12 protein-coding genes are annotated in these 13,190 nt (G+C 62.1%); 7 read left to right on the top strand and 5 right to left on the bottom strand.

What is annotated here, in order from left to right; genetic code table 11:
• Nucleotides 1-328 precede the first annotated feature (328 nt).
• Complete coding sequence (locus tag WAW39_RS25580; RefSeq protein ID WP_422321993.1) at nucleotides 329-3,745, bottom strand: PVC-type heme-binding CxxCH protein; 3,417 nt, start codon at nucleotides 3,743-3,745, stop codon at nucleotides 329-331.
• 165 nt (nucleotides 3,746-3,910) lie between these two features.
• On the opposite strand from WAW39_RS25580, the gene WAW39_RS25575 reads away from it, so the two are divergent.
• From WAW39_RS25575 to WAW39_RS25550, 6 genes are all read left to right on the top strand, one after another.
• Nucleotides 3,911-4,078 carry a hypothetical protein gene (locus tag WAW39_RS25575; protein ID WP_422321992.1) on the top strand — a complete coding sequence of 56 codons (168 nt, stop codon included), beginning with the start codon at nucleotides 3,911-3,913 and terminating at the stop codon, nucleotides 4,076-4,078.
• A gap of 5 nt (nucleotides 4,079-4,083) precedes the next feature.
• Nucleotides 4,084-4,389 carry a type II toxin-antitoxin system PemK/MazF family toxin gene (locus WAW39_RS25570; protein WP_422321991.1) on the top strand — a complete coding sequence of 102 codons (306 nt, stop codon included), beginning with the start codon at nucleotides 4,084-4,086 and terminating at the stop codon, nucleotides 4,387-4,389.
• Nucleotides 4,390-4,479: 90 nt separating this feature from the next.
• On the top strand, nucleotides 4,480-4,911 hold the full coding sequence (locus WAW39_RS25565) for a hypothetical protein (RefSeq protein WP_422321990.1): 432 nt from the start codon (nucleotides 4,480-4,482) through the stop codon (nucleotides 4,909-4,911).
• Nucleotides 4,905-5,312, top strand: coding sequence for a hypothetical protein (locus WAW39_RS25560; protein ID WP_422321989.1), 408 nt, complete (start codon nucleotides 4,905-4,907; stop codon nucleotides 5,310-5,312). The genes WAW39_RS25565 and WAW39_RS25560 overlap by 7 nt, the downstream gene beginning before the upstream one ends.
• Nucleotides 5,313-5,761: 449 nt before the next feature.
• Nucleotides 5,762-8,626 carry an autotransporter domain-containing protein gene (locus tag WAW39_RS25555; protein WP_422321988.1) on the top strand — a complete coding sequence of 955 codons (2,865 nt, stop codon included), beginning with the start codon at nucleotides 5,762-5,764 and terminating at the stop codon, nucleotides 8,624-8,626.
• A gap of 46 nt (nucleotides 8,627-8,672) precedes the next feature.
• Entirely contained in the window at nucleotides 8,673-9,860 is a 1,188-nt protein-coding gene (locus WAW39_RS25550; protein ID WP_422321987.1) for an AAA family ATPase, read from the top strand.
• A gap of 25 nt (nucleotides 9,861-9,885) precedes the next feature.
• Here WAW39_RS25550 and WAW39_RS25545 read toward each other — a convergent pair whose 3' ends face one another.
• Nucleotides 9,886-10,548: a hypothetical protein gene (locus WAW39_RS25545; RefSeq protein WP_422321986.1), complete on the bottom strand. Its 663-nt coding sequence runs from the start codon at nucleotides 10,546-10,548 to the stop codon at nucleotides 9,886-9,888.
• A gap of 38 nt (nucleotides 10,549-10,586) precedes the next feature.
• Between WAW39_RS25545 and WAW39_RS25540 the strand changes: the two genes are divergently transcribed.
• Nucleotides 10,587-11,381 carry an HNH endonuclease gene (locus WAW39_RS25540; protein WP_422321985.1) on the top strand — a complete coding sequence of 265 codons (795 nt, stop codon included), beginning with the start codon at nucleotides 10,587-10,589 and terminating at the stop codon, nucleotides 11,379-11,381.
• Nucleotides 11,382-11,895: 514 nt separating this feature from the next.
• Here WAW39_RS25540 and WAW39_RS25535 read toward each other — a convergent pair.
• The 3 genes from WAW39_RS25535 to WAW39_RS25525 form a co-directional block, all read right to left on the bottom strand.
• Nucleotides 11,896-12,189, bottom strand: a complete 294-nt coding sequence (locus WAW39_RS25535) for a type II toxin-antitoxin system RelE/ParE family toxin (protein WP_422321984.1) — start codon at nucleotides 12,187-12,189, stop codon at nucleotides 11,896-11,898.
• Complete coding sequence (locus WAW39_RS25530; RefSeq protein ID WP_422321983.1) at nucleotides 12,186-12,437, bottom strand: type II toxin-antitoxin system ParD family antitoxin; 252 nt, start codon at nucleotides 12,435-12,437, stop codon at nucleotides 12,186-12,188. The genes WAW39_RS25535 and WAW39_RS25530 overlap by 4 nt, the downstream gene beginning before the upstream one ends.
• 177 nt (nucleotides 12,438-12,614) lie before the next feature.
• Nucleotides 12,615-13,079: a very short patch repair endonuclease gene (locus tag WAW39_RS25525; protein WP_422321982.1), complete on the bottom strand. Its 465-nt coding sequence runs from the start codon at nucleotides 13,077-13,079 to the stop codon at nucleotides 12,615-12,617.
• Nucleotides 13,080-13,190 lie beyond the last annotated feature (111 nt).

Below are 13,190 nucleotides of genomic sequence, written 5' to 3'. Positions count from 1 at the left end.
CAGAGATAAAAGTTTGGGCAGGGGCGGCGCGGGAGAATTTTAAAAAAGGCGGAAGAAAAGGACACAAGACAGCGAAACGGCGGCGTTTAGACACTGAACCTGCGCATCCATGGGAAACCCTAAAAAGTCACAACCGTTCGACCCAACGAGCATTTCGTTGTGCGTCTGGTCGATGGGATGATTTCTCATGGGTATAAGCAAATGGTTGGTGCGTGGATGCACGTCGGGGTAAGACAGCATTCCAAGCCTAGCGTTCAGAATAGCGAAAATGGATCTGTCCCGTCAATGCAAATACATCGACTTTACGATTTTTCGCCTTTGAGAAGCCTCATGGCACCGCCACTGCAGGTCCATCTAGGATTTCCACGCGCAAAGCCGCCAGTTCCCCAGCATCCCGCGTAATCAGCACGCTAATTCGGTGAATTCCGGCGCTCAATTCGAGCTCCTGCTGGGGCAGCAATTCCTTTAGCTCTGCCCCGTCCACCGCTACAACGACGCCCTTCACGGCGCTGAAGCCGAGTTTGACCTTGCCAGCACCGTCCAATTTCAGGCCAAATTGGACGATTTTCGGGAACCAAGGATACATTTTCTGCGCCGCGGGCAGATCGGCCAGCGGAAGGTCGCCATTCACCTGGCTGAGCGCCATCTGCCATGGGAAGGGGTGTTTGTCGTCGTTCAGAGCAAAGCTGCCCACGTGGCGGACGTGGTCCACGTCCTTCTGCTCCATCTTGCCCATGGCCTTCCAGGTGCGGACGTAGCGGTTCGGCTGGGTCTTGTAGGCCCCTTCCCGGCCGAGTTCGGAGAGGAAACGCACGAGATCGATGAATTCGTCCTCGCGCAGGCTGGCTGTGAGGCCGGGGGGCATCATGCTCACGGGGCTCATCTGGCGGCTGGCGATGCCGGATTTGGCCACTTTGACGATCTGATTGGCGGGGTCACGAATCGTCAACTCCTCGGCGCCATCGTTCATGAGGCCGCCGGAGATGACTCCGCCGTCCTTTTTGCTGATGATGACCATGTGGTAGCCTTCTTTGATCTTCTTGCTGGGCTCCAGCAGGCTTTCAATAAGGTAGTCCACCGGGGCGCTGGCGCCGATGCTGACGAGGTTTGGCCCCAGCACGCCGCCGGATTCGCCAATGGCGTGGCAGGTGGTGCAGAGCATCTGCTGGCGGCGGTAGACGGCCTCGCCACGGGCGGGGTCGCCCTGGGTCTTCACCTTGGCCACCATGGCGCTCATTTCCTCAGGGGTGAGGGGGCGGTCCATCTGCTTCACGCCACCAGCTTTTTTGAGGGCCTCGGCCAGGGGGCCCTGGATGCCACGGGAGGTGACCATGCGAATGCCTTCGACGGCGACGGAGTCAAGAATCGTCTTGCCTTCCAACTCCTTGGCCAGCACGCCGGGGAGCTGCTTGTTCTTCAGGAAAACGGTGAGGATGGGCTTGGCGGCATCCACTTCGGCCTTGGCCAGGAACTCGACGGCGCGCTTGGCCGCGAGCTGCGGTCCGACGCTGGTCAGGCCGTCAATCATGAGGGCACGCAGGCCGTTGTCCTGGGATTCGGTGAAGAGCTTGTCGAAGAGATCACGGGACTTCACACCGCCGAGGGCGGTGAGGCCACGCGTGGCACCATCGCGGATGGGAGGGATCGTTTTGGCGTCGGTCAGCAGGGCCACCAGCGTGTCGCGGGCGGGTTCCACCTTCCAGAGTCCGGCGAGAATGGCGGTGCGGTGTACCACATGGGGCTCAGGGCGGGTAAACCAGGCCATCACGATGTCCTTCGCGCCTTCAGGGATGACTTTGCGGTCCGTGGCGGCCTTCACCAGGGCGTCCTGCAGGCCGATGTAGTAGGGGGCCATGGAGGCGTCGTTGACCATGTCGACCATGGTCCCGGCCTGCGCGGCGTCGGCGGCGCTGCCGGCCATGTCGAGCACGGCGGCGGCGTCTTCAGCGCTGAGCTTGCCGCTTTTCAGCGCAGCAAAGAGGGGGGGCAGGGCATCGCTGCGGCCGGTGCTCTTCATGGCGTAGACGAGGTGCTTGGGCCGCTCGTCGAGCTTGAGCTTGCCCTCGACGACTGCGGGCATCCAGATGTCTGCCTGCTCACGGCAGGTCTGCTCCAGGAGGAAATCGAGGGAGTCGTCCATCGGGCGGTCCAGCACCTTGAGGGCGAGGCTGACGGCTCCGGGCTTGCGCATGTCTGCCAGCACGGCCAGAGCCCAGAGGCGCACCTGGGCGTTTTCGTCCGCCACGGCCTGCTCCAGCACCTTCATCACTTCAGGGAACACCTTCCAGCGGTGGCTCAGGATGCGCAGCGCGGCGGCACGGATGCGGTAGTCCCCATTTTCCCAAAGCCTGCGCCAGAGCGTGGGCGAGAAGGAGTTCACGCCTTCGCGCGCCCAGGCGGCTTCGAGCAGGGCGTGGGAGTCGGCTTCCTTGGTGCTGTCCAGCTTGGCAGCCCACTCGTCCAGGGCCAGGGTGACTTTGGCGGCGCCTTGGTCGCGGAGCTCGCGTTTGGCAAAACGGCGCACGTGGTTGCGGTCGGACTTGAGCATTTCCAGCAGGTCTGCCGTGGGGGCACCGGCGATCTGGACCTTGGGGCTGAGCGGTTTGCCCTTGGCGGTGATGCGCCAGATGCGGCCGTGCTGGTGGTCGCGGCGGGCGTCGCGGAAGTCCACTTCGCCGTGCTGGATGATGGGATTGTACCAGTCGGCGATGTAGATGGCACCGTCAGGGCCCATCTTGACGTCGATCGGGCGGAAGGCGCGGTGGGTGGAGGCGAGGAGGTCGGGGAGCTGCTTGGCGATGTAGCTGCTGCCGCTGGGGGTGAGCTGGAAGCGGTTCACGCGGTTGCCGCGGAAGTCATTGAGCACAAAGGTGCCCTGCCAGTCGGCCGGGAAGTGGGGGTCTTCGATGATTTCCAGTCCGCACTGCTTGGGCTGGCCGGGGCTGAGGCCGTGGAGGATGCGCTTGGCCCCCGGGGAGGTGGCGAACACGGAGCCGGGGAAGATGAAATTGATCCCCTCCCCGCCTGCGCCGTCGCACGCGAAGCTCTGGCCCCAGCGGTCAAACTCCAGGCCCCAGGGATTGATGAGGCCTTTGCTGATGATTTCCGCCCGGCGCGTCTCCGGACGGAACTCCCAGATGCCGCCGCCCATGAGACGGCGAATGCCGTGGGGGGTCTCCATGTGGGTGTGGATGTAGATGGACTGATTGAAGTAGAGCATGCCCTCCGGGCCCCAGCGGAAGGTGTGGAGGAGGTGGTGGGTGTCCTCGGTGCCGAAGCCGCTGAGCAGGATGGTGCGCTCGTCTTCCTTGAGGTCGTTGTTGGTGTCCTTCAAAAAGAGCACCTCGGTGGAATTGGCCACATAGAGGCCGCCGTCTCCCGGGGCGAGGGCGGTGGGGATGTGCAGGCCTTCGGCGAAGGTGGTGGATTTGTCGGCCTTGCCGTCGCCATCGGTGTCTTCGAGCACGACGACCTGGTCCTTGGCCTCTTCGCCGGGCTTGATGTGCGGGTAGGTGGTGCTGGTGACGACCCACAGGCGGCCCTGCGCGTCCCAGTTCATCTGCACGGGCTTCTGGATCATGGGCTCCGCCGCGAAGAGATTCACCTCAAAGCCCTCAGGGACCACGAAGGCCTTCAGCTCCGCCTCGGGATGCGCGTCCGGCAGATCGGCGAGCGATGTCGGCTGCGAGGCATGGGCGGCGAGGCCGATCGAACCAACGAGAATCAGGGCAAGGCGAGTCATCATAAAAGGGAAGCGCAAGATACGACTCTGCGGCGGACGTTTGGCAAGCATTCTCTCGGGGGAAATGCAGGGGGGTGGTGCGCGAGCCCCCTGTACGCTTCTCGTGAAGCAATGGGGCCTGACGCATCCCCAGTTGAAATCAGCGCCTCCGCCCCTTAAAATCCAACGATGAGTACCGTCCTTGAAATCGAACAAGCCATCGAGACGCTGCCCCGCGAGCAGTGGCTGGAGTTGCGTGCGTGGTTCATGGAGCGCGATGCCACCATCTCCGCCTCTGCGAGTGTTTTTGCCCTTTTTGATGCCGAGGAAGGGGCGGAGCAACAGTGGCAAGACTGACTGCCATGCGTGGCGAAATTTGGCTCATTGACCTGGGCATGGTGCAGAAGGTGCGGCCCGTGCTCATCCTCAGTGAGCGCTACAAAGATGCAGAGCGGGCCTTGGTCAGCTATGTGGCGCGCACGACCAGCGCACGCGGCACCGAATACGAGGTGCCGCATCAGCATGCCAAGTTTGCTCCGGGCGTGTTTGACGTACAGTCGATCGGCACGGTGCCGGATGTGCAGTTGATCCGCCGTCTGACTGTTTGTGATGAGGCCACACTGGCAAAGGTCGAAGCAGCGCTGAAACGCTGGCTCGGCTTGCGGTAGATTAAAGTTCTAAGCATGCCGGGCTTGGAATTGGCCCCTGCCATGATTAGCGTGGGGCATGCTGCCTCTTCCACCCCTCACCCGCACGGCATGACCCGGCCCAAGTTCATTCCGCTTCAGGTCAAAGGCGCGTACTGCTTGGAGGCTTTTTGCCGGCACCACGGCATCAATCATCCGGCGGTGGAGCAATTGATCGCGCATCTGCTCAGCATCACGAAGGCAGATAACCTGTCCGCTTGGGAGCAGGCGGGGCAGCGGCTGCTGCTGAATGGCCGTGGCGATCCTTGGCCCTTCGACTTGGACGAGGCTGTCCCCGCACGGCTGCGTGCCGACTTTCGCAAACTGGTGCATGCCACCGTGGAGATCGGCCTCGTGGATTTTCATGGAGCCAGCACTTACCGCCCGCTGGAGTGTTACGAGGCCTGCAAGCGCCTGCTCAAGAAGCACCGGGTGCCCCACCGCCGCAAATCACCGAGCTGCAGCCCCGTCCCTTCCCCTTTCACCTGTGGCGGCCTGTGCTGAAGCTGCTGCTGCTGAAGCTCACGCCGATCTTGATCATCGGGTACTACGGGCAGCGGTATCTGACCGATGGCAGGCTGCCGCTTCAGGGACTGGTGGAGTTCGTGGTTGGCATGTGGCTGGCGATTGGACTGATTCTTTCGCTGACTTTCTCCATGGACTGGCTGCTGATGCGGAGATTCACCTGGGTGCTGGAGCCGGAGGGCGTGCACATCCAGGAGCATGGGTCCACGGTGCAGGTGGTGCCCTGGAACGAGATCTCCGGGCTGAAGCTCAAGCCCCTCGGACTGGTGATATTGGCAGGGAAAAAAGTCCTGCGCTTCTCCTACCTGCCCCCGGCCGAGGCGGAGCGGCTGCTGAAAGAGATGGAAGCGCGGATGAGGGACTCTGGGAACGGGGGATGACGGACGGCATCCCCGGTTGAAACCGGACCCGATGACTCCGCAGATCTGGCCTGAGGGATCAAGATGATCCCCTCCTACTGCACCCCCTCCCTCACCATCACGGTTCATCGCCGGGGAGTGCGTACGGTGATGTTTTTTCAAACGCCCCATGTGAGCCGTGGTGGAAGCTGGGAGCAGAAAAGCCACCGGGTGGTACAACCGCCACTGGGCATGAGCCGGGATGCTTCAATTGCCATTTTGCCTATCCAGGCGAGGCGGTGACCTTGGCATCTCTCCCCGAGATTCAGGTGTCGAGTGAGACGGGAAGCACCCGTCATTGAGCAGACAGCTTAGAATCATTAACGGCCATTCTTTGCATCAACAAACTACTATGGGGTGATCACCCCATAGTAATTCACACCCCAAAAATATATTCTTTTTATTGTATCTATAAATTCCAAACAAATAACATGACCTCATTTCCCAGTCTTAAATTTTTACCCACCCTCCTAAGGCGCATCTCATGGTGCCTGATCACCACGGCCGCTGTGGCCGGATTCCACCTCTCGGCGGCTGAGTCCCCCATCGTGCTGGGGCAGGCGGCGGACTTCGCGGTGCTGGCGGGGGCGGGCATCACCAACACGGGGCCCACCACCATCATCGGAGATGTGGGCAGCCTGCCCACGGCCACGATGACGGGCTTTGGCTCGGTGACCCTGACAGGGATCAATCACGGCGGAGATGCCATCACCCTGAGCGGCAAGGGCGATCTGCTCACGGCTTTCAATGACGCCGCCGGCCGCCTGCCGACGATCATCTATGCGCCGATCGCGGATCTGGGCGGACTGACGCTGGCCCCCGGGGTGCATACGGACTCCAGTTCCTTTGGCATCACTGGCACGCTGACGCTGGATGCGATGGGAAATCCCAATGCGGTGTGGGTTTTTCAGGCGGGCTCCACGCTCATCACCGCCGCCGGCAGCAGCATCAATCTGATCAACGGCGCGCAGGCGGCGAATGTCTTCTGGCAGGTGGGCAGCTCAGCCACACTGGGGGTGAACTCGGCCTTTATCGGCACCATCCTGGCAAACACCTCCATCACACTCAATACCGGGGCCACGCTGGACGGGCGGGCTCTGGCCCTGAATGGGGCGGTGACCATGGACAGCAACAACATCGCCATGACGCCCCTGCTGGTGAACGGCCCCACGCATTGGCTGGGCGCCGCGAGCGGTCTGTGGACGACGGCGGGCAACTGGGCCGTGGATGTGGCAGGCACGCCTTCGCTGCTCGTCCCCTCCGCTTTGGACAACATCACCTTTTCCGCCAACGGCGCGGCCAATCAGAGCACCAACCTGGGCGCTGATTTCACCATCAACACGCTGACCATTAAAGACCCGGCGGCGGTCACCATCGCCGGAGCCAACACGTTGACTCTGGCCGGCAACCCGGGCCTCACCATCAATGCCGGCGCAGGGCTGGTGACGATCTCCAGCGGTCTGGCACTCACCGGCGCGGCACCGCTAGTGACCGTGAACAACGCAGCCGGGGCGATTTTCAGCGGCGTGGTCACCAGTGCAGGCAGTTTGATCAAGGCAGGCACCGGCAGCCTGGGCATCAGCGGCGCGACCACGGTCACCGGCCCTGCCAGCATCGCTGCGGGCACGCTTAATATCCTCACGGGCGGCAGCTTCACCGCCCTGAGCACCACGGTGGCGGCAGGCAGCACGGTCTCCGTGGCCGGAGCCCTCAACTCCCCGGCGGTGAACATCCAGGCTGGCGGCAATCTGGATGGCACGGGCATCATCACCGGAAACGTGATGAACCTGGGCACGGTGAATCCGGGGGCCGCCGTGGGCGCCCTCACCATCAACGGCACCTACACCCAGGGCGGCAGCGGTCTGCTGGCCACCGAGCTGGTGACCCCGGCCAACCATGACCAATTGCTCATCAGCGGCGCGGCCAACCTCGGCGGCACGCTGGTGATCACCACAGCCGGCGGACTGCGCCCGAACCTGGGCGACAGCTTTGACATCATCCAAGCAGGCAATGTGGCAGGCCAGTTCACCACAGTGGTCAATCCCTTCGCGGGCCCGGGCACCCTGGTGAATCTCGTCGTCGTGTACACCCCCACGGCCGTCTTTGTAAATGCGGTGCAGAACAGCTTTGGAAATGCGCTGAGCCTCATCCCGCTCACCCCGAATCAAACGGCCGTGGCGGCTGCGCTGGACTCCGCCTTGAACGATGTGCGTCAGGCTCCGGTGCTGGCCTATCTCAACGGTCTCAACATCAATGCCGTGCCGCAGCAGCTGGAAAAAATCGCCCCGGAGGAGCTGACGGCGATCTACAGCATCGCCTTTGCCCAGCTGGACACGGAGATCCTCAGTGTGCAGCAGCGCCTCTCCTCCATCCGCAGTGCGGGCTGGAGCGAAACCGCCGCTGAGCAGGCGCCGACCACGAGCGGCAAAGACGTCCACCCCGTCGCTGGATTCTCCCCCGCCATGTCGCCAGACAACAACTACCGCTATGGGTTCTTTGCCAATGCGACCGGCCAGTACGCCAGCCTGGGAAACACCGCCAATGCGAACGGCTTTGATGTGCAGTCCGTGGGCAGCACCATCGGCGCGGATGTGCGCCTGAATGAGAACTGGGTCCTGGGTGTCACGCTCGGCTATGCGCGCTCCAACAGCGATCTCACGGACGGCGGCAGGCTCACCGCCGATGGCATGCGCGCAGCGGTGTATGCGATGTACATGAGCGGCGCCTTTTACACCGAACTCATGGTGGGCGGCAGCTTCAACAGCTATGACACCCGGCGCAGCGCCCTCGGCGGCACGGCCACGGGGAGCACCAACAGCACCAGCTTTGACGCCTACCTCGGCACCGGCTACGACATCCAGGTGAATCAATGGACCTTCACCCCCATGGCATCGCTGCGCTACACGCACGTAAACATCGACAGCTTTGAGGAATCCGGCTCGCTGCAGCCGCTGCGCTTTGGCTCCCAGAGCCAGGAGTCGCTGCGCTCACGCATCGGCCTGCGTGCCGCGTACACCGCCCTCGTGGGTGCGGCCCGGGTCACGCCCTCACTCAGCATGCAGTGGCAGCATGAGTACCTGGACTCCCAGCTCGGCATCACCTCCCAGTTTGCCAATGGCTCCGGCAATCCCTTCACAGCCTACGGCCCCCGGATCGGGCGGGACAGCGCCCTCGTCACCGCAGGCATGAATGTCGCGTGGGACCGCTACGCCGTCTACCTCGCCTACCAGGCCGAGCTCTTCCGCACCAACTACCAAAGCCACACCGTGTTCGCAGGCTTTCGCGTGAGCTGGTGAGCTCACGCAGGGTGGGTGTTCGATCAGGGCACAAAAACCGGGCGGCATGCCAGAAAGTGGTATGGGTGTGGCGGCCGATTGGGCGGCGCAGCCGCAGGCCTCCATCCCTGAAGGCAGCCGCAGCCAAGCGGCTGCCAAGGCTTCCTACCGTCTGCTTTCCAATGAACGGCTTGAAGCCGCAGACATTGATCAGAGTCACCGTGCGGCCACCTGGGGGCGCATGGCCAGCCATGAGGTCGTGCTGGCCGTGGCTGACACGACGAGCTTCAATCACACGACTTATGCTGGCACGGACGGCATCGGTCCCATCGGCCTGGGCAATGGCAGCGCGCAGGGCTTCTTGCTGCACAGCGTCACCGACCTCATCATCCAGCTGGGCTACCAGGTCCTGATATTGGACAACCTGAGCTCACTGGCCTCCGGCGTGGATGAAAACAAAGGCATGGACTACGAGCCCCTCTCCCACTGGCTGCTGGAGCTGCGCCGGCGGAAGATCACCGTCATCGTCGTCCACCACGCCGGGCGCAATGGCATGATGCGCGGCCACTCCAAGCGCGAAGACGCCTGCTCCTGGATCATCGAGCTGCGCGACGCCCGCCTGGAAAGCGACCCCGGCGCGAAATTCGTCAGCCACTTCGCCAAACCCTCCCGCAACACCGGCGATCCCCTCCCCGACATGCTCTGGCACTTCACCACCGACAAGACCACCGGCATCACGGACATCCAGTGTGAGCTGGCGCAGGTCTCGGAATACGAGCAGTTCATCCAGCATGTGCTGGAAGGGGTGACGAGCCAGAAGGACCTCGCGGAGATGATGGATAAGAACAAGGGCACCGTCAGCAAATGGGCGCGCAAAGCCCTGCGGGATGGCCGTCTCAGCGGCGGCGCAAACAAGCTGCTGCCGCCGAAAGCCTCGCCGTCCAAGGGGCGCGGCAAAATACGCGTCCACGCCAGCGATGACGATTTCGACGATGACGACGGCTACGACCAGGACGACGACAGCCAAAATCCACATCAGCCCGCTCCACACGGCACCTCTGGTTGCCGGTTGCCCACCCTATGTTTTCGAAATGGCAACCGGCAACCCAGCCCCTCAGCCCCCTCGTTTTTTGGAGCATTTGATGGCAGAATGTGGCATCCTGTGGAAACTCGACGCACGTTTGTGAAGACCCGAAGCCCAACCCATGGCAACCGAAAAGGGGTGTACGGTTGCCATGTGGCAACCGGGCAATAGCAGTTCCGACAGCGCCCGCCGGGCATCAAATCCCCTGCGCTTTCACCACCGGCTCTTCAGGAAATTCGACGCCCGGCGCGATTTTACCCACGAAGGCCACGGCATCCGCATAGCGGTCGAAGTCTTTGATGTGCTCGACCAGCCCCTCGGCATTCACACCATAGAGGGCGAGGATGGAGGGCTCGTATTCAGAATCGAAAGGATCATCGCCATAGACCATCGGCTCAAAGTTGTCGTCGCCGCTCAGGCAGCGAATGGTTTGAATGCGCCAGTGGGTGAAGGGGGAAGCTGGAACAGGATTGATTGCCTTCACGTCCAGCGGCAGGCGCGGTTGCGCGTCTATATAATTTAATGGCAGCAGGAGTTTCATGGCCACATCCGGGCAGTCCTCGGCGTCGAAGCCGCTCAGATCCTCCACACTCATGCGCTGCAGGCATGCGGCTCCAAACTTGTCCTCCAGCAGATAGGGCCAGACGTCCTCCGTCTCATCAAAGACCACATGCTTGCAGGCCCACTCCTCAAACAAGGCGGCAATGCGCATCGCCTCGCGGTAGAACTGATCCATGCCCTGAAAGAGCTCGCTTAGACTGAGGTCTTGCAGCTTGGCGGACTGATCGCAGGCATCCCGCAGTGAAGTGGCGCAGGCAAAGACGGCGGCAGGATCGAGAGAGTCGTTTTTAAAAATCATGACTTCCCAGCAACGCACAGGGGTTTTAGTTTCCTGGAATGGCTGCGCGAAAAAACTGGACCCGTCATGAGCTGCTCATTCTCTTGAATGTGTACCACAAGCTGCGGTTTGGGCAGATGCATGAGCGGCAGCCGACGGTGATCACGCTGGCAAAGAAGCTGGAGCGCACGGCGGGGAGTGTGGCAATGAAGCTAGGCAATCTGGCATCGCTGGATCCGGCGCTGAAGCTGCGCGGCATCAAGGGGCTCAGTGGAGCTAGCAAACTCGATGAAATAATGTGGCAGGAGTTCCACGGCCATCTAGATGAAACAGTTCCAGCTAGTGAAGCGGCGCTGCGCGAGCTGATGAAAGCGGGGCCAGATGACACAGTCGAAGTCCCTACCAAGCAAGGCATTCATGTTATCAAAGCACCACCCTCCGGGCCAACAACAGCCGTTAAGCCACAAAAAATTCGGCTTGGTCACGACTACTTTCAAAATGCTGTCGTGAACAACTTTGCTGGCCGATGCGGCGTGACGCAGCTGGGCATCCGAGGTCTGCTCGTTGCTTCACATATTTTACCCTGGAGCACTCATGAGAGCGAACGGCTCAATGTGCGCAACGGCCTCTGCCTCTCCCGGCTGCACGATGCGGCGTTTGACCGCCATTTGATCTCGTTTGATGACAACCTGCGCCTGCTGCTCTCCAAGCGCCTGCGCAGCGAGCTGCCGCAGCGTGCGGTGCAGGAAAACTTCGCTGCGTATGAGGGCCAGACTTTGGAACTGCCGACAGACTCCGTGCTACCCGATCTCGCCTTCATGGCAGAGCATCGGGTGAAGTTTATGAAGATGTAGCTGAGTGATCCTCACACCATGCGCGAAGCCGTGCTTCGTTTTCCACCTTCACGGTGATCTCCCAATGATCGTCTGGCAGCGGCAGCACGCTGAACCACTGGCTTGAACTGACCATCCGGCGGCAGGCTACCATGGCTCGCGATTCGCCGCATAGGGTGATGCTTGCTGTGCGAAGGCCGGATGAGATATACATGGGCGGATGAGTCCTCATGCCGGCCACCTTGGACGATGAGTCTAGGGACTATGAGTCAAGTCGGGCCATGGTTTCAGCCCTTCGCAGCCCCCTTTTTCTTCCCCTCCCAAGGCCTCCGGTTGCCGGTTGCCATTTCGAAAATATAGGGTGGGCAACCGGCAACCATGAGGGTGCGGAGGGGTCAAAAACACGGTGCCGGAAATGGCAACGGGCCGCAGCGGAGTGCAGGTGGCGGCGGTGCGTGGAAAGAGGTGGAAGCCGAGAGGGGGGATGAAGTTGCCGTGGTTTTTGAGGGCGGCGCAGGCACTGGGCAGCGAGAAGTCACCTCAGTTCATGCACGGCATCTCTCGCCCCATGCAGCACGCGCACGATCTCCAGTCGCTCTCTATGATGATAGACGATGAGGTAGTTTTTCCGCACCGTGTGAAACCATAGATCGTGCAGTGTCAGGTCACGACGGCGATGGCCCAGGGAGGGCAGTTCCGCCAGTCGCTGCACTTCGGCGCGGATGTCCGCCTCCAAAACATCGGCAGCCTCGGGATTGTCCTGCGCAATGAAGGCCCAGATGTCCTGCAGATCGCCCTGCGCGGCGTGACTGTAAAGCACCCCGCTCATGCCCCTGCACGCCAGCGGGCTTTGAACTCCGCCATCTGCGCCTGCGACTGCTCTTCGGTCAAAACACGGCCCTGCTCCAGATCGCTGAGACCAGCGTCGATCTTTGCAGAGGCTGCCGCCTTCCAATGCTCCTCCTGCCGCAGCAGCCCCAGGGACTCTGCCACCACCTCGTCCGCATCACGATATAGACCCGAGGCGATCTTCTGGCTCACGAACGACTCCAAAGCATGTGGCAGGGTCACAGTCATGCGCCATTATCTCCATCAGCCGCCCGGCTGCAACCGTCATGATGGGTCTGGATGTAGCGGCGCGTGAAAGTTGCCTTGTTGCTGTGCAACAAGGGAGGGCTTCGCATCGCCCATGCTTCACGGTGGTCCCACATGGCAGGTGTTTGCGGCGCGCTTCCCTGTTCCGCAGGAACAGGGCTACTTTGGCATCCCCAGCGCCCTCTTCACCCGGGCCAGGGTGTGGGCCTGGCGCTTGCGGGACAGGGCGCATTCCCAGAGGCGGAGGACGGTCCAGCCGGATTTGCGGAGCTCGCGGGTGACGAGGCGATCCCGCCGGCGGTTGCGGGCGATCTTTTCGTCCCAGAATTTCCGGTTCTGCCGGGGGCGGGTGGCGTGGCGGGGGCAGCCGTGCCAGAAGCAGCCGTCCACAAAGACGACGACGCGCTCCTTTCTGAAAACGAAGTCGGGTCGCACGCGGGGCCTGCGGATCTTCTTCTCTGCGGCGCGGGGATGCGGCATGCACACAGACACATGCCGCCGCCAGCCGGTAATCTTTTCGGCGCGCAGCAGATCCCGCAGGCGCAGCTCCGTGGCGGCATTGCCGGTGGAGCGGATGCGGCTCATCACCTCGCTGCGCTTGGCTGGGGTGAAGACGTCGGGCATGGGGCGGAAGCGGTGGGCGGGAAGAGAGGGATGAGGAACTGAAAACTGAGAACGGTAAAAATGCAAATGGCCGGAGGGCGGCAGGTGGGCGCAGGGGGGGGGGGCTTGAAC

The organism is Prosthecobacter sp., from assembly GCF_049294395.1.
Taxonomy (GTDB): Bacteria; Verrucomicrobiota; Verrucomicrobiia; order Verrucomicrobiales; family Verrucomicrobiaceae; genus Prosthecobacter.
The sequence above is the reverse complement of the archived record's forward strand: the minus strand, read 5'-3'. Positions and strand labels throughout refer to the sequence as shown.